A 19,173-nucleotide genomic window follows, 5' to 3' on the forward strand; every position below is an offset into this window, starting at 1 on the left:
TCGCTACTCCTTGGCGGCGAGCTGCCCGCAGGCGCCGTCGATCTCCCGGCCGCGGGTGTCTCGGACGGTCGTCGAGATGCCCTTGGCCTCCAGGCGGCGGACGAACTCACGCTCGTCGGCCGGGTCGGACGCCGTCCACTTCGACCCCTCGATGGGGTTGAGCGGGATCAGGTTCACGTGGACCCAGCCCCAGTCGCCGTAGGAGTTAAGCACGTCGGCGAGCAGGTCGGCGCGCCAGGCCTGGTCGTTGATGCCGCGCATCATGGCGTACTCGATCGAGACGCGACGCTTGGTCTTGTGGGCGTACTCCCACGCCGCCTCGACGGTCTCGGCGACCGAGAAACGGGTGTTGATCGGGACCAGCTCGTTGCGGAGCTCGTCGTCGGGCGCGTGCAGGCTCAGCGCCAGCGTCACCGGGATGCCCTCGTCGGCGAGCTGCCTGATCCGCGGCACCAGCCCGACGGTCGACACCGTGATGCCGCGCGCCGACATGCCGAGCCCGTCCGGCGCGGGGGCCGTCAGGCGGCGTACGGCGCCGATGACCGCCTTGTAGTTGGCGAGCGGCTCCCCCATCCCCATGAAGACCACGTTGGACACCCGGCCCGGGCCACCAGGCACCTCGCCGCGCGCGAGCGACCGCGCTCCGGCGACGACCTGCTCGACGATCTCGGCGGTCGACATGTTGCGCTGGAGACCGCCCTGCCCGGTCGCACAGAACGGACAGGCCATCCCGCATCCGGCCTGGCTGGAGACGCACATGGTCGCGCGGTCGGGATAGCGCATGAGCACCGACTCCACGAGCGCACCGTCGAAGAGCTTCCACAGCGTCTTGCGCGTGGTCCCCTTGTCGGCCTCGAGGGTGCGCAGCGACGTCATCAGCTCGGGCAGGAACCCGGCGACGAGGTCGGCGCGCTGCACGGCCGGGAGGTCGGTCATCTGCTCGGGGTCGTCGACGAGCCGCTCGAAGTAGTGCACCGAGAGCTGCTTGGCGCGGAAGGCCGGCAGGCCGAGCTCCTTCGCCGCCTCCTGTCGCTCCGGGAGCGAGAGGTCGGCCAGATGGCGCGGCGGCTTGGCCCGGCCACGCGGCGGACTCATGACCAGGGGAAGCGCCCGCCCGGCCATGGCGGCGGCTTCGGCCTCGGGCGAGGTGGCGGAGGGCGCGGGACTCTCGGACATCGACACCATTCTCCCACCCGTCGCAGACCGGGCCTAAACGTCGCGAGACGGTCAACTGTGCTTGATCATCACCCAGAGCACGAGCGTGGCGACCCCGACCACCACGACGACGGTCGAGACGATGCCGAGCCAGACGAACTCGGCGAAGCGCCGGGTCTTGCGCGGGACCAGCAGGGCCAGGGGTACGGCGAGCGTGACGAGCACCCAGGGGAAGTAGTCCTCCGCCTTCTCCGGCCCGAAGACCCACGCCAGGATCGCCCCGGCGATGCCCGGCACCACGATGATGAAGAGCAGTCCGGCGTAGAACCCGGTCAGCGCCGCGAAGGTCGGGTGCGACCGGTGCCACCAGGCGAAGTGGCCCTCGCCCGACTCGTGGTCGGAGGCAGGAGCGCCCGTTCCGTCGCCCGTGGGGACGTCGGGCTCCGCGACCGTCGTCGGCTCCTCGCTCATCTGTCACACGGTAGTCCGGCGGGCCGCCCCACTCCGGCCATGCGGCCGCGAAACGCCGAGCGGACTTCGCCGGTCGGGCCGGTCAGAAGACGGCGTAGTGAAGCAGCAGCCACACCGGAGCGATGGTGGCGAGCAGGGAGTCGAGGCGGTCCATCAGGCCGCCGTGGCCGGGGATGACCTGGCTCATGTCCTTGACGCCCAGGTCACGCTTGATCACCGACTCGCACAGGTCACCGAGGACGGCCATCACGACGGCGATGACACCGAGCGCGACGCCGACGTACCAGCGGCCGTCCAGGAGCAGCGTGACGACCACGATGCCGACCGCCACGGTGAAGACGAACGACCCGGCAAAGCCCTCCCAGGACTTCTTCGGGGAGATGACGGGCGCCATCGGGTGCTTGCCGAAGAGGACGCCCGCGACGAAGCCGCCGATGTCGGAGGCGATCGTCACCAGCACCCAGGCGATGACGCCCTTGACCCCGGCGTCACCGAAGCCGCCGGCACCGATGCCGCCGCCCTCGCTGAGCATCAGCGCGACGAACGAGCCGAGGAACGGCACGTAGAGGACGGTGAAGACCGACGCCGTCGCCGTACGCACGTAGCCGTCGACGCCCCGGTGGAGCAGCCACAGCATGATCGAGAGGCCGGTGACCGCGGTCGCGGTGACGAGGGCGTCGGAGCCCCAGAAGTAGGCCACCGCCACCATCACGACCCCGCCGACCATGAGCGGCTGCTCCGGCAGGTCGATCTCCTTGGCGAGCATGCCGCGGCGCAGCTCCCAGACCGCCACGACCACCGCGACGGCCACGAGGACCATGAACGCGGTCTTGACGATGAGGAGACTGGCGGCGACGACGCCGAGGAGGACGACCGCCGACGCGATCGACACCGGGACGTTGCGGCCGGCACGGCCGTAGTCCTTCTTCGGCGGCTCGGCGCTCGGGCGTGGGGGCTGCGGCGTGGCGGCGGGCATCGAGATGTCCGTCATGGGCGCTCCGGGATCGAGGTCCTCAGACCTCGATCAGCTCGGCTTCCTTGTTCTTGAGCATCTCGTCGATCGCGTCGGTGTGCTTCTTGGTGAGGGCGTCGAGGCGCTTCTCGGCGCCGGTGACGTCGTCCTTGCCGACCTCGCCGTCCTTCTCCAGCTTCTCCAGGCCCTGCTTGGCCGTACGACGCAGGTTGCGGACCGCGACGCGACCCTCCTCCGCCTTGGTGCGGGCGATCTTGATGTACTCCTTGCGGCGCTCCTCGGTCAGTTCCGGGAACACGCAGCGCAGGATCTTGCCGTCGTTCGCCGGGTTCACCCCCAGGTCGGAGTCACGGATGGCCTTCTCGATGTTGGCCATCGCGCCCATGTCGAACGGCGCGATCACGATGATGCGAGGCTCGGGCGAAGTGAAGGTGGCGAGCTGCTGGATCGGGGTCGGCGTGCCGTAGTAGTCCACCAGGATCTTGTTGAACATGCTGGGGTGCGCACGCCCGGCCCGGATCGCCGCGAACTCCTCACGGGTCGCCTCGACCGACTTGTCCATCTTGTTGTCGGCCTCGTCGAGGATGTCGTTGATCACGGGATCGCTCCTAGCTGCTCGTGTCGCTGCTGCGGTGTGGTGATGTCGGTGGCGCGGGTCAGTCGCGCGAGACGGTCGTCCCGATCTTCTCACCCCGCACCGCACGGGCGATGTTGCCCGGGGTGGAGAGGTTGAAGAAGACGATCTCGAGGTTGTTGTCGCGGGCCATGCTGATGGCGCTCGCGTCGGCGACCCGGAGGTCGCGGGAGAGGAACTCGTCGTAGGTCAGCGTGTCGTACATGACCGCGTTGGGGTTCGTCTTCGGGTCGGAGTCGTAGACCCCGTCGACACCCTGCTTGCCCATGAGCATGACCTCGCAGCGGGCCTCGAGCGCGCGCTGGGCCGAGACGGTGTCGGTCGAGAAGAACGGCATCCCGGCGCCGGCGCCGAAGATGACGACGCGCCCCTTCTCGAGGTGGCGGATCGCGCGGCGCGGGATGTAGGGCTCGGCGACCTGGCCCATCGTGATCGCCGTCTGGACGCGGGTCTCAACGCCGTGCTTCTCGATGAGGTCCTGGAGCGCCAGGCAGTTCATCACCGTGCCGAGCATCCCCATGTAGTCCGCGCGGGCGCGCTCCATTCCGCGCTGCTGCAGCTCGGCGCCGCGGAAGAAGTTGCCACCACCGACCACGATCGCGACCTGGATGCCGCAGCGGGCGACCTCCGCGATCTCCGCCGCGATGGCGTTGATGACGTCGAGGTCGAGGCCGACCTGGCCGCCGCCGAAGACCTCCCCGGAGAGCTTGAGGAGTACGCGCTTGTAACCGGTCACGGTCGGTCCTTTCGGGTGTGGGTCGGGGCTGGCCGACATGCGGAGGAGGCCGGCCCGATGATCACTGTCTGTGTCACCGAACCGGCCTCCTCCGTCGTGCTGTGTGCTACCTCGTCTGCGTGGAACCTCACCGATGAGCGGTCAGGCGCCGACCTCGAAGCGGGCGAACCGCTTGACGGTGGTGCCGGCGGCGTCGAGGACCTGCTTGACCGACTTCTTCGACTCGAAGACGGACTCCTGGTCGAGCAGGACGATCTCCTTGAAGAAGGCCTTGATCCGACCCTCGACGATCTTGGCGACGGCAGCCTCCGGCTTGCCCTCCTCGAGCGTCTTCTTGGTCAGGACGTCCTTCTCCGCCGCGACGACGTCCGCGGGGACCTCGTCGCTGGTGAGGTACTGCGCCTTGAGGGCCGCAGCCTGCTGGGCAGCCTGCTTGGCGGCCGCCTCGTCGCCGTCGTACTCGACGAGGACGCCGAGCGTCGGCGGCAGGTCCGAGGCCTTCTTGTGGAGGTAGACCGTGGTGGCGCCCTCGAAGTAGGCGACCTCGCCGAGCTCGATCTTCTCGCCGATGGTGCGGGCGAGCTCCTCGACCGTCTCGCCGACGGTCTTGTCACCGAGGGAGACGCCCTTGAGCGCCTCGGCGTCGCCGACCTTGTTGGCGTCGGCGGCGTCGGCGATCGCCTGCGCGGCGTTGATGAACGCGTCGTTCTTGGCGACGAAGTCCGTCTCGGCCTTGAGGCTGATCAGGGCGTTGCCCGACGCAGCCACGAGGCCCGCGGAGGCCTCGCGCTCCGCGGCGCGGGCGGCGGCCTTGGCCGCACCCTTGACGCGGAGGATCTCGACGGCCTTGTCGAAGTCGCCGTCGGCCTCGTCGAGCGCCTTCTTGCAGTCCATCATCCCGGCCTGGGTCAGCTCACGGAGCTTCTTGACGTCGGCAGCGGTGTAAGCCATGTGTGTTCCTCTGACTTCTGGATTGGAGGGGTACGACGACGGGCGGATCAGGCCTCGGCCGGGGTCTCGGCCTCAGTGGCCTCAGCGGCCGGAGCCTCGGCGGCCTCGGTCGCCTGAGCCTCGGCGGCCTCGGTCGCCGGAGCCTCGGTGGCCTCAGCGGCCGGGGTCTCGGCGGACTCGGCCGGCTTCTCGGCGTTGCCCTGCTCGAGGAGCTCGCGCTCCCACTCGGCCAGCGGCTCGTCGGTGGTGCCCGCGGCGCCCTCGGTCTTGGCACCGGACCGGGCGATGAGGCCCTCGGCGACGGCGTCGGCGACGACGCGGGTCAGCAGGCCGACCGCGCGGATGGCGTCGTCGTTGCCCGGGATCGGGAAGTCGACCTCGTCGGGGTCGCAGTTGGTGTCCAGGATGCCGATGACCGGGATCTTGAGCTTGCGAGCCTCCTCGACGGCGAGGTGCTCCTTCTTGGTGTCGACGATCCAGACGGCGCTCGGGGTGCGGCCCATCTCACGGATGCCGCCGAGGGTCTTCTCAAGCTTGTCGCGCTCCCGCTTCATCTGCAGGAGCTCCTTCTTGGTGCGGCCGGAGCCGGCGACGTCGTCGAAGTTGACCTCGTCGAGCTCCTTGAGGCGGTTGATCCGCTGGTGCACGGTCGAGAAGTTGGTGAGCATGCCGCCCAGCCAGCGCTGGTTGACGTAGGGCATGCCGACGCGGGTCGCCTGCTCGGCGATGGCCTCCTGGGCCTGCTTCTTGGTGCCGACGAACATGATCGTCCCGCCCTTGGCCACGGTCTCCTTGATGAAGGCGTAGCTGCGGTCGATGTAGGCCAGCGACTGCTGCAGGTCGATGATGTAGATGCCGTTGCGCTCGGTCATGATGAAGCGCTTCATCTTCGGGTTCCAGCGACGGGTCTGGTGTCCGAAGTGGACGCCGCTCTCGAGGAGCTGGCGCATGGTCACGACTGCCATGATGGTTCTCCTTGTGGTGGATCCGTGCACCGTGGCGCCCGGTCCTTGCGCTCGAGCACTGCTCGTCGAGGAGGGCCGGTGACCGGATCCGGTCGGTTTTCAGTTCGCGTCCACCGGGTGGTGGACCCTGACGCCTGCGCGCGATCCGACCTGACTGCTCAGGACTGAGGATCGTCGCCCACGGGTGGTCGGACTCCGGAGAGAAGCCCGTCGCGGTCTGCGGACGTGCGAAGTCAGCCCGATGGCGGGCTGCCTCTCAAGAATAGTCGCTGTGCGGCCGCCCGGGCCAATCTCCGCCCCGCCGAGCCACCTGCTCTCCACAAGGGAGGTTCGTGACCGCGTTCTCCCCAGGTCGTACGCCGTCGGCCGGCTGTCAGCCACACGGTCGGCCAGCCTGGGTGCATGTCCTCCGTCGCCCCCATCCTGCGGATGCTCCTCCCCGATCGCGATCGCGCCCTCGTCGTGGCCCTCCTCGTCGTCCTGGCGGCCCCCTGGGCGGCCGGCGTCCCGAGCGCCGCTGCCGTCCCTTCCCCGGCCGTCGGCCACGACGAGGGTCCGTCCGCGATCGGGTCGGTCTCCTCCGATCCGGTGGGAGTCTGGCCACTTCGGCCGGCGCCTCAGGTCGTGCGGCAGTTCGACCCACCGGATTCGACGTGGGGGCCCGGACACCGCGGCGTCGACCTGCTCGGGCGCGTGGGCGAGGCCGTGCACGCCGCGCTGCCCGGCGTCGTCTCCTTCTCGGGGACGCTGGCGGGCCGCGGGGTGATGGTCGTCGACCACGGGACCACACGCACGACCTATGAGCCGGTGGTCGCCGGCGTCGCCGTCGGGACCCGTGTCGCCGCCGGCGACCGGATCGGCACGCTCGCGGTCATCGGGTCCCACTGCTTCCCGCGGGCGTGTCTCCATTGGGGCTGGATCGCCGACCCGGATGTCTATCTCGATCCTCTTCGGCTCGTCGGCGGCCCCCAGCCCGTGAGGCTGCTGCCGCTGTGGCGCGACGTACCGTCGGGCCGGGCGCTCGCCATGGTCACGCCGCTCTACGCCGCCTGGCGGATGACCACTCAAGCGCGGGGATGTGCCTGCTGGTAGGCCCGCCGCAGCCGGTCCGTGCTGACGTGGGTGTAGAGCTGGGTCGTCGCGAGCGACGCGTGGCCCAACAGCTCCTGCACCGAGCGGAGGTCCGCGCCGCCCTCGAGCAGGTGCGTCGCCGCGGTGTGGCGCAGGCCGTGGGGGCCGAGGTCGGGCGCGCCCGGCACGTCCTGGAGCCGGCGGTGGACCAGCGTGCGCACGGCCCGCTGGTCGATCCGGCGCCCGCGAACGCCCAGGAAGAGCGCCGGCCCGGAGCCCTCGACGACGAGGCGCGCCCGACCGTGGTCCAGCCAGGTCCGGAGCGCCTGCGCGGCGGGTTGGCCGTAGGGCGCCGTCCGCTCCTTCCGCCCCTTGCCGAGGACCCGCACGACACGGCGGTCCTGGTCGAGGTCATCGACGTCGAGCCCGACGAGCTCCCCCACCCGGATCCCGGTCGCATAGAGCAGCTCGAGCATCGCGGCGTCACGCTGCCCGACGGGGCTGCCGTCATCCGCCAGCTCCGTTGCCGCACGGAGGAGCTGCTCGGCCTCGTCGACGCGGAGGACCGGCGGGAGCGTGCGGTGGGCCCGCGGTGAGCCGAGGCTCGCACCGGCGTCGGTCGGCGCACGACCGGTCCGCGCCAGCCACGCGGTGAAGACCCGCGCCGCGGTGGCGCGCCGGGCCAGCGTTGTACGCGACCGGCCGAGGCTCTGTTGCTTCGCCAGCCAGCTGCGCAGGGTGCGGAGGTCGAGGTCGGCGACGTCGGAGAGGCCGAGGCGGGCGGCGTGCTCGAGGAGGCCCGTCACGTCGCCGACGTACGCCCGGACCGAGTGGGAGGTGAGGTCGCGCTCGGAGACGAGGTGCCGCTCGTACTCCCCCACGGTGCGCGCCAGCGTCTCCGGAAGTACGGCGGCCTCTTCTGTCTCACCAGCCTCACTGGTCACACCGGCGAGTGTAGCCGCGCGGTGCTCGGTCAGGAGCGCACCGCTTCGGGGGTCAGCAGCCAGCCGCCGTCGAGCCGCTCGACCAGACCATGCTTCTCGAACGTCGCGAGTGCCGAGCCGACCGTCCCGGGGTGGATCCCGGCGGAACGCGCGATCGAGATGGCCGTCGCCGGCCGGGCGACGGGCACGGCGTCGAGGATCTGGCGGTGGACGGCGGTCAGCCTGTCACGCCGACGCTCGGGACCACGCGGCACGGTGACGAGATATTCTCCCGGGCGGCCGACGAGCTCCAGCACGTCCTCCGCGCGCGTCACCAGGACGGCCTTGCCGGCGCGGATGAGCTCGTGGACGCCGACCGAGACGGCTTCGGTGACGTTGCCGGGAACGCCCATGAGGGGGCTGTTGATGTTGGTCGTCCAGTTCGCCGTGTTGAGCGCTCCGCTGCGCGCGGCCGCCTCGACGACCACGGTGCCGCAGGCGAGCCCCGCGATGACGCGGTTGCGACCGAGGAAGCGCATCCGGGTGACCGGGAGCCCGGGCGCAACCTCGGAGATCACGGCGCCTCGCTCGGCGACGGCCTGGAGGAGCCGGGCGTTGCCCTCGGGGTAGATCTTGTCGATGCCGCAGGCCAGCACGGCGACGGTCTTCCCGACCGCGCTCGCGAGCGCGCCACGGTGGGCCGCGGCGTCGATGCCGAAGGCGCCGCCGGAGACGATCACGTGACCTTTGGTCGCGAGCTGGTGGGCCAGCTGGGCCGTCACCTCCGAGCCGTAGCTCGTGGCATCGCGCGACCCGACGATGGCGACCGAGGCCGCGAGGGCGTCCAGCCGCAGGTTGCCGCGGACCCAGAGACCGATCGGGACGCCGGCCCGCTCCTGGACGGGTTCCTTGCCCGCGAGTCGGGAGAGCTGCTCGGGCCACTCGTCGTCACCGGGGATGACGAACCGGCATCCGTGCTGGGCGGCGATCTCGAGGTCCAGGTCGGGTCGGAGCCGCTCGAGCCGCGCGGCGACGTCCTTGGTCGCGGAGGCAAGGTCGGGGTCGTCCGTGTCGGGGTCGGAGAGCTGCTGGAAGAGCTTCAGGCCGGTCATGCCCTGCATGAGCGTGTCGATGCGCTTCTCCCCCGGCTCGAGGAGTCGGCTCAGCGCGGCACGCGCCAGGCGCTCGCGGTCAGCGGGCGGTGCGTCGAAGACGGGCGACGTCATGCCGACCTCCGCTCGTAGGCCTCCACCGGCAGGGGGTCCCCGGCGCGCAGCTGTAGCGCGGTAGAGGTCTCGGCCAGTCCGGGACGGGCGACGCCCGCCAGGTCGGCCACGGTCCAGGCGAGTCGGTGGACCCGCACCGCGCCGCGGCGAGTGAGCTTGCCGTCGTAGATCTGCGCATCGACCTTCGCCTGCGCGGCGGGCGTGAGCGGCCAGTGCTCGCGGAGCGCGGCTCCCGCGGCCTGGCCGTTGAGGCGCCAGCCGAAGCCGTCGTATCGCTCGGCCTGGCGACGGCGCGCGGCCACGACCCGAGCTCGGATGCTCGCGCTCGACTCGGGACGCCACGGGTCGCGGTCGGCGGCGGAGAGCGGGCGGAGCGCTCGCGTGATGTCGATCCGGTCGGTGATCGGACCGGTGACCTTGCGCATGTATTCCCGGCGTACGACGGGCCCGCACTTGCACGCCTCTGACCCGACCTGACCGTCGTAGTTGCCGCAGGGGCACGGGTTGGCCGCGAGGACGACGATGCTGCGCGCGGGCAGCGTGACCGCCTCCTCGGCGCGGGCGACCGTGATGTCGCCGCTCTCCAGGGGCTCGCGGAGCGACTCGATGACATCTGCTCGAAACATCGGGAACTCATCGAGGAAGAGCACGCCGCCGTGGGCGAGGGAGACGCTTCCGGGCCGCACCCGGCCGGAGCCGCCGCCCACGATCCCGGCCTTGGTGGCGTCGTGGTGGGGCGCGGAGAACGGGGGCCGGGTGAGCAGTCCGTGCCCGGGGTCGAGGACGCCGGCGAGCGACTGCACCGCCATCAGCTCGACCGCGACCTCGGGCTCGAGGTCGGGAAGAATCGTGGGGATGCGCTCGGCGATCGAGGTCTTGCCGCAGCCCTTCGGGCCCTTGAGCAGGAGGTGGTGGCCGCCGGCGGCCGCGATCTCGACGGCGTAGCGGACCTCGCGCATCCCGAGCAGGTCAGTCATGTCCACCTCCTCGAGGCGCTGGTCGCCGCGCCACCCGAGGACCTGTCCCCCGGTCGTCGCGGGGACGGGCGCGGCCTCCGGAACTTCCTCGCCGCGGAGCTCGGCGACGGCCTGGGCGAGCGAGCGCAGTCCCAGCACCGTCATCCCTGGGACGAGGGCGGCCTCGCGGGCCTGCGGCTCGGGGACGATCACCCGGTCGATCCCGCGCTGCGAGGCGGCGAGGACCATCGGCAGGACCCCGGTCGCCGCACGAAGGCCGCCGTCGAGGGCAAGCTCGCCGATGAGTGCCGTCCGCTCCAGCGCCGCAGGCGGCACGGTCCCCGAGGCGCTCAGGATCGCCATCGCCATGGCCACGTCATAGTGGCTGCCCGACTTCGGCAGGTCGGCAGGCGAGAGGAGCACCGTGATCCGCTTGGTCGTCGGCCATTCCAGCCGACTGTTGATGATCGCCATCCGGACGCGGTCCTTGCCCTCCGAGGTCGCGGCGTCCGCGCGCCCGACCAGTGTGAGCCCGGGCATGCCCGCCGAGACGTCCGCCTGCACATCGATCAGGTGTCCGACCGCGCCGTTGAGGGCAACCGTGTGCGCACGTGCGAACACCTCACAGCCCCCTGACGTGGTCGGTGACCGCGCTCCCCTTCGGGGACGGCATGACGGCGACGAGGTCGAGGCGCACCTCCGGGACATGCGCGAGCCCGTGGGCGGCCTTCCACCGCTCGGCGAGCCGACGCATCCGATCGAGCTTCACCGCGTCGATGGCCTCGTGGGGCTCGCCGTAGTCGGCGCTGCTGCGGGTCTTCACCTCGCAGATCACCAGCACGTCACCATCACGCAGCACGAGGTCGATCTCCCCCTCGTCGCAGCGCCAGTTGCGGCCGAGCACGACCATCCCCTGCTCGACGAGGTGGCGCTCGGCGACACTCTCGCCGTATCTGCCCAGCGCCTGCTTCTGAAGTGCTGTTGTCGTCATCCGCGGTCTCCTGCCGTGTGGTTGACGACCAGCATCGGCGGGAACGCTGACGGTCGGCCGACAGCGCCCCGAGCGCTGTGGATCACGCCCGCATGAACCCCTCTTGTGGACGGGAAGTGGCCCGCGCGCGACCTCAGCGGGAGAGATAAGGCTTGCCCGGCGGCAGCTGGTAGTTGTTGTCCTGCGTGTACTGCGACGTGAAGGATGCGTTGTTGCCGCTGAACGTCAAGGAGTTCACGACGGTGAGGGAGTCAAGGGCGGGGCCGCTCCCATTGCCGCGGTAGTCGAGCGTTCCGCTCGCTGCGTAGATGGTGCCGGTGGACGGGTCCGACCCGTTCCCACGGAATCCGAACGTGCTTGTGTTGTTCCGGTCGGACAAGATCGCCAAGCCCTGGAGCTCACCACTCGTCGGCGCAGTAACGGTGAGCGAGGCGTTGCCCGTCATGAGGAATCCCGCACCTTGCTCGCCGCTCCCACCGTTCGAGTTGCACGCGCGCGCGGTGTGCGCCGTCGCATTCTTGCAGGTGAAGAAGAAGGTCACCCCGTGCGCCGTCACACGTGTTTGCCCGGACTCCCTCTCCTGCCCGCTCCCGGCCAGCACGTAGAGACCTGGCGCAAGTTGGCAGTCGGAGACCTGGCTGAACTGAAACGAATCCAGGTAGATCCCTGGGCCGCCCAGGCAAGCACTGCCGCTCACCACGTGGAGGTCTGCCATCGAACGCGGCGGAAGTGTCAACGACGCGAGCGGATCCGGAATGTGAGGCTGGCTGGTGGACGGGGTGGGCGAGAAGGTGCCCTTCGGGGATACCGAGCCTTCGATTGAGATCCTGCTGCCCTCGCCCGTGACGACCACAGAGCCGTTCTGGTTCGCGTCGAGGCTCCCATTGAAGTAGGCGCTCGCGCCGCTGATCGTGATGTTGCCGTTCTGGATGTCGTGCGACCCGTCGCCAGTCACGCACAGACCGCACTCCACGCGTCCCCCGGGCTGGACCGTCGCCTGTGCGATGCCGTTGACGTCGACGCTGCTGGTGCCGATCACCTGCGCGAAGGGCGTCGCCACCCGCTTGGTTGGGATGACGACGCGTACGGTCGTCGGAGATGTCGCGCTGTTGAACGAGATACAAGGCGTGCCCGAGCTCCCCGGCAGCGCGGCGCTGTCGACACAGCCCGCCCACTGCGCGCTGGTGACTCCGAAGTTCGATGCCGCATACGCCTTCGCCGCCGCCGTCGCAGCAGCGATGTCGGACGTCCCGCTTGCATAGAGCACGTTCGCTGCCGCCAGCGCCGCCGCGTCGGCGGCGTTCTGCGCTTGGCGACGCTGGTCACGTGCGTTGCCGAGATCGACCACGAAGGCGCAAAGAACGAAGAGAACGACCGCGAGCATGGCAACGATCAGCGCCACCGCTCCACGTTCGTCCCGCTGACGCAATGTTCTCACCGTACTCAAGCGCACCATGACCACGACGCCCCCTCCGGAAGCTGCTGCGCGAAGCTGGTGTCGCCGGCCGGCGTCGTGCTGGTCACCTCGATGGACATGTCGGTGCGCGACGTCGTCCATCCGTCCTTGGGGTACGGGACCAACCCGACAACCGCTTTGGTCGAGACCATCGAGCAAACCGTGAGGGTCTGACCGGTCGCCCATGAGGTGTAGAAGACTTTCGAATATGCCGCGCCGCCCACCGGGCCGATTGCGAGGTCGGCCGTGCATGCCAGTTGCGCCATGTACCCGACCTGGCTGGCGCAGGATCCTGCGGCGGCCGTCTGAACGACACCTTGGCGCGCGGCTTCCCTGACGCCTTGTCGCACACTGATCGAGTTGTTGAAGTAGAAGCCGTAGTCGAGGATCCCTGAGAGCACGGCAAGCAGGAGCGGCACCACGATGGCGAACTCGACCGCTGCCGCTCCCCTGTCACCCCGCCGCAAGCGTGTACGGATAGCCATTGCCCCTCCCCACAGATCTCCCCACGACGATTGTGGAGGGGCGTGGATCCCAACTCACGGGATCTGACCGAAGTCGGGACGTTCGACGCGCGGGATCACCCAGACGGACTAGACACTACGGCCCATCCGTACGACGGACCGAGCGGGCTCGCAGGTCTCAGCCGACGAGCCACGGCCGTCCGCACTCGGGAGCCGGGAGGCTGTCGAGGATCACGTCGGCGCCACCGATCTCCGCGCCGGCGAGACCCAATAGTGGGTCGATGACCGTCGTGCTGAGGCTGTGCGGGTCAGTCGGGCTGAGCAGCGCGCGGAGACCAGAGTTCACGATCGTGCTCAGGAGTTGCGCAGCCTGGTCGGCCGACAAATGCACCGAGGCACCAAGCCCTGCAACGAGGGCCACGTTCGCGGACACGTTGGCGCCGGGCTGGATCGTCGCTGTCCCGATGCTGAGTCCGCCGCTCGTCGTGGGGTAGGGGGTGTCGAACTGCTGCGGCGGCACGGTGATCGAGTAGTCGAACGTTCGTGACGGGCTCACGGTGGCGACGATCTGGACGGTGGCGTCAATGCTCACCTTGACGGCGAGACCGAGGAGGCTGCCGCGGACCTCTGCGTGGAGCGGCGTCGCGATCGTGACCGTCGCCAGACCGCTGTGTATATCGAGAGTGATGCCGGCTGGGTTGCCGCAGGCAACGGAGCGCAGCGTCGCCGTGGTGCCTGCGACGCTCAGGTCGAACGTGACGTAGTTCTGCGCGGTGATGGAGGCAGAGGCGACCGAGGTCAAGAGTCCCGGGATCACCGGCGGAAGGAAGTCGATCGTGACCGGGTTCAGGTTGCCACCCAAGTGCGCATGGAGCTGCTCCGTGTCGGACGCCACTCCGATGGTCGAACCGTCGCCGGGAGCACCACAGTACTGGTGCGGACCCTGGACGAGCCTCGCAGCAAAGCCCGCATTGACCAGGCTCGGGATGCGGGCGTCGAGGTAGACGTTCGCGACGTTGGCCCCGTTGACGGCGGAGATCGAACCCCCGACGAGGTCAAGGACATTCGCTCTCGCCGTCATCAGCGAACCGTTGCCGCTGCTGACGCCGAGGAGCTTGCCCAGTTGCACCATCGCCGTCGAGCTGGCGTTCGCCGCGAGGATCTCCAGCGCGTTCACGACCGTACTGTTCGATGGCTCCGCCAGGGCCTTGATCGCGAGGTAGAGCGAGCGGAGCGACACCGTCGCACCTGCGAGCTGGTCAGCGGATCCGACGCCCAGAGAGGTCGCGAGCGCATTGAGGTCGACCGATGCCTGAACCAGCCCCTCGTAGTCGATCGCTTTGACCTGGGCGCCGTCGCTGAAGACGCCCGACTGCATCGCCAGTTGCTGGAGCACGGGGTCCAGCAACACGGAGTTCTCCGTGTTGACGGACGCCGCCCACGAGCCGACCTTGTAGCACGCACCGCTGGACGCGCGCGCCACCGCGCTGCGCGTGGCGGCGCCGCTCCCCTGCTGGAACGCGAAGTCGACATCCGCGCTGGTGACGACCTTGACGGCATCAGCACCCTGGCCGGTGGACTCGGAGGCGGTGAAGACGCCGTTGGCATCGACAGTGCCCGGGATGGCCTGGGCGCAGACCTTCGCGGTGCAGACCCAGCCGTCCTCGTCCCTGTTGGCCGTGCCGAGGGTGCTCGCGTTGTCGTCCAGGCTGGTCCGCAGGGCTTCGTCCCACGCTCCCTGCGCAGGCGTGACGCCGGCCGCGAGCTTCCGTGCCATGTCCAGGGCGGCGACGTCGGCGACGGACTGCATGTCGGTGCGGACGACGCGCTGCATCCCCAGGTCGACGCAGTACGACGCCACCAGCACGAGTACGGCGGCGGAGATCGCCACCATGAGCGCGACCGCCCCACGCTCGTCCCGATCTTCGCGCGCGCGGCTCACGCGTTGCCCTCGGCCGCGCTGGTGTAGGAGAGCACGCCGGGCATCGGGACCAGCGGCAGCTGCGGCACCAACGGGTGGTCCGCATAGTCGTAGGTCAGGCTGACCTGGTAGGGACACGACGTCGCCGTACACGTCGCCGGCGTCGCGATGACACAGGTGCCGACCGTGCTGTCGCCCTTCCGCAGGACGCCGTCAGCGCACGCATAGCCGTCACCCAGCGCGTTCTCGACGGCCCGGGCCGCCTGCGCGGCGGCGCCGTACACGTCGGCGTCGGTCGGCGTCGCCGGGGCGACCGCAGCGGCCCTGGCGCCCTCGGCGGCCGCCTGGCTGAGGCTCTGCCGGAAGCTCAGCATCACGCCGTAGCTGATGATGCCGAAGATCAGCAACAGCAACAGCGGCGCGACGAGCGCGAACTCCACCGCCGCAGCGCCGCGCTCGCGCCCCGCGCCACGATCCCCACCCACGACCGGCCCCCAAGCTTCGGACCCGTCCTTCTACCGACGAGTATCTTCCGCTCAGGTTAGGGACCTTGGTCCCGGTCGCGCGGAGGTTCAGGATCCCCGTGGCCCGCACGCGCGAGAAGATGGCCTGGACGGGCTATGCCCACCCTGGTCGGCCGCGGGGTCAGTCCTTCGGCAGGTCGATGTCGGGCGGCGTGAGGGTCTCGACGTTGACGTCCTTGAAGGTCAGCACCTTCACGGACTTGGCGAAGCGGGCCGGACGGTACATGTCCCACACCCAGCAGTCGTTCATGGTGACCTCGAAGAACACGTCGCCGCTCTCGGTGCGGGCCTTCACGTCCACCTGGTTGCACAGGTAGAACCGCCGGTCGGTCTCGACGACGTACTTGAAGATGCCGACCACGTCGCGGTACTCGCGGTAGAGGGTCAGCTCCATCTCGGTCTCGTACTTCTCGAGATCCTCGGCGCTCATGAATCAGACTCTAGACCGGCGAGGACGGCCTCCGGCGGGATACCGGTCGGCACGCCTGGTACGACGCCGGGCAGGCTCCACGAGCGGCGGTGATGGATCGACGGACCGAGGCGCCCGAGAGCCTCGATGTGGGCCGGCGAGGCATAGCCCTTGTTGTCCGCCCAGCCATAGTCGGGGTGCCCGTCGTGGAGCTCGACCATCAGCGCGTCGCGCTCGGTCTTGGCGAGGATGCTGGCCGCTGCGACGGCCGCGCACCGCAGGTCGGCCTTGATCATCGTCGTCACCGGCGGCACGGCCACCTCGCCGGCGGACGGCAGCACGCTCGCGACCCGATCCCCGAACAGATCGTCCTGGGCCGGGTCCGAGAGGTAGTCGTGGTTCCCGTCCAGGAGTACGCCGTCCGGCCGCACCGCCAGCTGTGCGAGCGCCCGACGGCCGGCGAGCCGGAGCGCGGCGATGATCCCGATCTCGTCGATCTCGACCGGCGTGGCGTGACCGACGGCCGAGCACACGGCCCAGCGCCGGATCCGTGGGACCAGCCGGACCCGGGCCTCCGGGGTGAGCAGCTTGCTGTCCCGCACGCCCTGGGGCGCCGTACGCGTGGTCTCCGAGATGACCACCATCCCGATCGTCACCGGGCCGCAGAGCGCGCCGCGGCCCACCTCGTCACACGCGGCGAGGTGGGTGAGCCCGCCACGGAGCATCGCGCGCTCGACACGCAGCGTAGGAGCCTGGCTCATGGGTTCGGAACGGAGTCGAAGGTCGTCGGCCGATGCTCCCAGTGTGCCCTGCCGAACGGCCACGCGAGTGCGAAGACCTTCCCGACCACGTCGTGGGTCGGCACGAACGGCACGTCGGAGCAGTCGGTCACCTGCGCGGTGCACAGATGGACCGTGGAGTCGGCCGAGCGGGCCCGGTTGTCCCCCATCACGAAGACGAAGCCGTCCGGCACCTTCGGCGCCGTCCAGTGGCACGACCCGTTGAGCAGGCCGGGCATCGGCCCGTAGCACGGCACACCGTTCCTGGCGCCGGTCGATGGCGTCGTACCGGGCCTGGCGTACGGCTCGTCCAGCGGCGTGCCGTTGACCATGAGCCGGCCGTGCTTGTCGCAGCAGGAGACGACGTCACCGGCGACGCCGATGACCCGCTTCACGAGGTGACCGCCGGTGGGATAGAGGCCGATCTTCGCGAGCCCCTTGGTGACGAGGTTGCCGGGCTCGCTGTCCTCCTCGGCGCTCAGCCAGCCACCGGGGTCGGAGAAGACGATGACGTCACCGCGCTGCGGCTCGCCGCCCGCCCAGTACGACGGCTTCTCGACCAGGATCCGGTCGTTCTTGACCAGCCCCGGCTCCATCGACTCCGACGGGATGTAGAACGCCTGGAGGAAGAACGACTTCACCACCACAGCGACGACGATCGCGATCACGACGAGCACCGCGGTCTCCTGCCACAGCGGCATCTGCCGGCCGGCCGGACGGCGCCCCCCGGAACGCGACGACCGCGACCCGTCCCGCTCGTCGGCGAGCCCGGAGGGCTCGACCTCGACGGTGGTCGGATCGCGGTCGTCGGAAGTCACGCGCAGAGTCTAGAGAGACCGGCTCTGCCGACGCGCTCAGGCCTCGCGACGCTCCTTGATCTTGGCCTTCTTGCCACGCAGGTTGCGCAGGTAGTAGAGCTTCGCGCGGCGGACGTCACCGCGGGTGACGACCTCGACCTGCTCGAAGATCGGGGAGTGCAGCGGGAAGGTGCGCTCGACGCCGACACCGAAGGAGACCTTGCGGACGGTGAAGGAGCGCGAGACGCCGGCGCCCTGGAGGCGGATCACGACGCCCTGGAAGACCTGGACGCGGGACCGGTTGCCCTCGACGACCTTCACGTGCACCTTGACGGTGTCACCGGCCCGGAACTCCGGGAGGTCGTCGCGCTTGATCGAGTTGCCGAGCTCGGCGAGAACGTTGCTCATCATCTCTCCTCGCAGGTGCCACAGGTCAGCCGCGGTTGTCGAGTTCTTCAGGTGGTGGTCACGCACGGTGGCCGGCGGCGTGCGGTTCCCCCTGTGGCAGGAGCCCGACGCAGATCCTCCGGGTGAGACTTCGGAGCGATCCTTCGGCCGACGAGACCAAGCGCAAAGTCTGCCACAGCGCCGAGGTCAGCCAGAAATCCGTCGTGCCTTCGTCAGCACGACCGCCCCGGGCGGCGCGTCGAGGTCCGGCCGGAGCCGGAAGCCGGCCCGCTTGTAGAACCGGTGGTTGCGGTCGCTGCGCGCGCCCGTGAAGAGCCAGAAGCGGCGTGCGCTTGCCGGCGCGACCGTCTGGATGTGCTCGACGAGCTGGCGTCCCAGCCCGCCGCCCTGCAGGTCGGGCGCGACCATCAGCCGGCCGACCTCCCATTCCTGGTCGTCGCCGGTCAGCCGCCCGCGGACCGAGCCGACCAACCGCCCGGCCACCCGGACGACGTACGTGTCCCAGGTCTCGATCGACTCCTCGACCTCCGCAAGCGACTCGTGGAGCGTCGGGATCCCCAGGTCGTCGTTGACGATCGCCTCCTGCAGCCAGCACGCCCGCTGCAGTGTGAGGATCTCGCCGGCGTCGGCGCGGACGGCCGGCACGATGTCCCACTCCCCCATCGCTCGGCTGGGATGGAGCAGATCGGGGCGCCGTTGAGCGGTCCGCGCGACCGACTGCTCCTGGCGCCAGGCCTCGATCCTGGCGTGGTTGCCGGAGAGCAGCACGTCGGGCACCTCGAGCCCGCGCCACGTGGCCGGCTTGGTGTAGACCGGATATTCGAGCAGGCGGCCTGAGCTCTCGGAGTGGGACTCCTCGACCAGCGACGCGGCGTTGCCCATGAACCCCGGCAACAGGCGTACGACGGCCTCCGTGATCGCCAGGGCCGCGACCTCTCCCCCGTTGAGCACGTAGTCGCCCAGGCTGATCTCGCGGACCTCGGCGCGCGTGGCGGCGTGGTCCAGGACGCGCTGGTCGATCCCCTCATAGCGCCCCAGCAGGAAGACCAGCCGCTCCCGCGTCGACAGCTCCCGCGCCAGCGCCTGGGTGAACGGCTCCCCCGACGGCGTCGTGACGATCACCGTGGCACCGTCGATCGCCAGCGCGTCGAAGGCCTCCCCGAACGGCTCGGGCTTCATCACCATGCCCGCCCCGCCGCCGTACGGCGTGTCGTCGACAGTCCGGTGTCGATCATGGGTCCACTCGCGCAGGTCGTGCACGTGGAGCTCGAGCAGCCCGCTCTCGATCGCCTTCCCCGGCAGACTCAGCCGAAGCGGCGCGAGGTAGTCCGGGAAGATCGTCAGGTAGTCCAGCCGCACAGTC

21 protein-coding genes are annotated in these 19,173 nt (G+C 69.9%); 1 reads left to right on the plus strand and 20 read right to left on the minus strand.

Going from position 1 to position 19,173, the window contains the following annotated elements:
• Positions 1-3: 3 nt before the first annotated feature.
• From rlmN to rpsB, 7 genes are all read right to left on the minus strand, one after another.
• The gene (rlmN, locus tag AB3X52_RS02235; protein ID WP_437440526.1) at positions 4-1,185 is read right to left on the minus strand and encodes a dual-specificity RNA methyltransferase RlmN; all 1,182 of its coding nucleotides are present in this window, start codon (positions 1,183-1,185) and stop codon (positions 4-6) included.
• A 42-nt stretch (positions 1,186-1,227) separates the two neighbouring features.
• Positions 1,228-1,626 carry a hypothetical protein gene (locus AB3X52_RS02240; protein ID WP_367991100.1) on the minus strand — a complete coding sequence of 133 codons (399 nt, stop codon included), beginning with the start codon at positions 1,624-1,626 and terminating at the stop codon, positions 1,228-1,230.
• A gap of 82 nt (positions 1,627-1,708) precedes the next feature.
• Positions 1,709-2,617: a phosphatidate cytidylyltransferase gene (locus AB3X52_RS02245; protein ID WP_367991102.1), complete on the minus strand. Its 909-nt coding sequence runs from the start codon at positions 2,615-2,617 to the stop codon at positions 1,709-1,711.
• Positions 2,618-2,639: 22 nt separating this feature from the next.
• The gene (gene frr / locus AB3X52_RS02250) at positions 2,640-3,194 is read right to left on the minus strand and encodes a ribosome recycling factor (protein ID WP_367991278.1); all 555 of its coding nucleotides are present in this window, start codon (positions 3,192-3,194) and stop codon (positions 2,640-2,642) included.
• Between the two features lie 61 nt (positions 3,195-3,255).
• Positions 3,256-3,969, minus strand: a complete 714-nt coding sequence (pyrH, locus tag AB3X52_RS02255; protein ID WP_367991104.1) for a UMP kinase — start codon at positions 3,967-3,969, stop codon at positions 3,256-3,258.
• Between the two features lie 141 nt (positions 3,970-4,110).
• Entirely contained in the window at positions 4,111-4,920 is an 810-nt protein-coding gene (gene tsf / locus AB3X52_RS02260) for a translation elongation factor Ts (RefSeq protein ID WP_367991106.1), read from the minus strand.
• Between the two features lie 47 nt (positions 4,921-4,967).
• Positions 4,968-5,885 (minus strand): 30S ribosomal protein S2, encoded by a 918-nt coding sequence (rpsB, locus tag AB3X52_RS02265; RefSeq protein WP_367991108.1) that lies wholly within the window; start codon positions 5,883-5,885, stop codon positions 4,968-4,970.
• Positions 5,886-6,287: 402 nt separating this feature from the next.
• On the opposite strand from rpsB, the gene AB3X52_RS02270 reads away from it, so the two are divergent.
• A complete protein-coding gene (locus AB3X52_RS02270) occupies positions 6,288-6,977 on the plus strand; it encodes a peptidoglycan DD-metalloendopeptidase family protein (protein WP_367991110.1) in 690 nt (229 codons plus the stop codon).
• On the opposite strand, the gene AB3X52_RS02275 is transcribed toward AB3X52_RS02270, so the two are convergent.
• The 13 genes from AB3X52_RS02275 to trmD all read right to left on the minus strand — a co-directional run bounded on the left by AB3X52_RS02275 (position 6,950) and on the right by trmD (position 19,169).
• Positions 6,950-7,900 (minus strand): tyrosine recombinase XerC, encoded by a 951-nt coding sequence (locus tag AB3X52_RS02275; RefSeq protein WP_367991112.1) that lies wholly within the window; start codon positions 7,898-7,900, stop codon positions 6,950-6,952. The two genes, AB3X52_RS02270 and AB3X52_RS02275, sit on opposite strands and share 28 nt — an antisense overlap.
• Positions 7,901-7,929: 29 nt before the next feature.
• On the minus strand, positions 7,930-9,105 hold the full coding sequence (gene dprA / locus AB3X52_RS02280; protein WP_367991114.1) for a DNA-processing protein DprA: 1,176 nt from the start codon (positions 9,103-9,105) through the stop codon (positions 7,930-7,932).
• Positions 9,102-10,682 (minus strand): YifB family Mg chelatase-like AAA ATPase, encoded by a 1,581-nt coding sequence (locus tag AB3X52_RS02285; protein ID WP_367991116.1) that lies wholly within the window; start codon positions 10,680-10,682, stop codon positions 9,102-9,104. The genes dprA and AB3X52_RS02285 overlap by 4 nt, the downstream gene beginning before the upstream one ends.
• Position 10,683: 1 nt before the next feature.
• On the minus strand, positions 10,684-11,052 hold the full coding sequence (locus AB3X52_RS02290) for a YraN family protein (RefSeq protein WP_367991119.1): 369 nt from the start codon (positions 11,050-11,052) through the stop codon (positions 10,684-10,686).
• A 133-nt stretch (positions 11,053-11,185) separates the two neighbouring features.
• On the minus strand, positions 11,186-12,454 hold the full coding sequence (locus tag AB3X52_RS02295; RefSeq protein ID WP_367991121.1) for a pilus assembly protein TadG-related protein: 1,269 nt from the start codon (positions 12,452-12,454) through the stop codon (positions 11,186-11,188).
• Positions 12,455-12,495: 41 nt separating this feature from the next.
• A complete protein-coding gene (locus tag AB3X52_RS02300) occupies positions 12,496-12,993 on the minus strand; it encodes a TadE/TadG family type IV pilus assembly protein (protein ID WP_367991123.1) in 498 nt (165 codons plus the stop codon).
• A 157-nt stretch (positions 12,994-13,150) separates the two neighbouring features.
• The gene (locus tag AB3X52_RS02305) at positions 13,151-14,914 is read right to left on the minus strand and encodes a pilus assembly protein TadG-related protein (RefSeq protein WP_367991125.1); all 1,764 of its coding nucleotides are present in this window, start codon (positions 14,912-14,914) and stop codon (positions 13,151-13,153) included.
• The gene (locus AB3X52_RS02310) at positions 14,911-15,378 is read right to left on the minus strand and encodes a TadE/TadG family type IV pilus assembly protein (RefSeq protein WP_367991127.1); all 468 of its coding nucleotides are present in this window, start codon (positions 15,376-15,378) and stop codon (positions 14,911-14,913) included. The genes AB3X52_RS02305 and AB3X52_RS02310 overlap by 4 nt, the downstream gene beginning before the upstream one ends.
• A gap of 160 nt (positions 15,379-15,538) precedes the next feature.
• On the minus strand, positions 15,539-15,847 hold the full coding sequence (locus AB3X52_RS02315; protein ID WP_367991129.1) for a DUF2469 domain-containing protein: 309 nt from the start codon (positions 15,845-15,847) through the stop codon (positions 15,539-15,541).
• Positions 15,844-16,587, minus strand: coding sequence for a ribonuclease HII (gene rnhB, locus AB3X52_RS02320; RefSeq protein WP_367991131.1), 744 nt, complete (start codon positions 16,585-16,587; stop codon positions 15,844-15,846). Before rnhB ends, AB3X52_RS02315 begins: the two co-directional genes overlap by 4 nt.
• The gene (gene lepB / locus AB3X52_RS02325) at positions 16,584-17,423 is read right to left on the minus strand and encodes a signal peptidase I (protein WP_367991133.1); all 840 of its coding nucleotides are present in this window, start codon (positions 17,421-17,423) and stop codon (positions 16,584-16,586) included. Before lepB ends, rnhB begins: the two co-directional genes overlap by 4 nt.
• Positions 17,424-17,459: 36 nt before the next feature.
• Complete coding sequence (gene rplS, locus AB3X52_RS02330) at positions 17,460-17,810, minus strand: 50S ribosomal protein L19 (protein WP_367991135.1); 351 nt, start codon at positions 17,808-17,810, stop codon at positions 17,460-17,462.
• 186 nt (positions 17,811-17,996) lie between these two features.
• On the minus strand, positions 17,997-19,169 hold the full coding sequence (gene trmD, locus AB3X52_RS02335; protein ID WP_367991137.1) for a tRNA (guanosine(37)-N1)-methyltransferase TrmD: 1,173 nt from the start codon (positions 19,167-19,169) through the stop codon (positions 17,997-17,999).
• Between the last annotated feature and the right edge of the window lie 4 nt (positions 19,170-19,173).

The sequence above is a fragment of the Nocardioides eburneus genome, assembly GCF_040838215.1.
Lineage (GTDB): Bacteria > Actinomycetota > Actinomycetes > Propionibacteriales > Nocardioidaceae > Nocardioides > Nocardioides eburneus.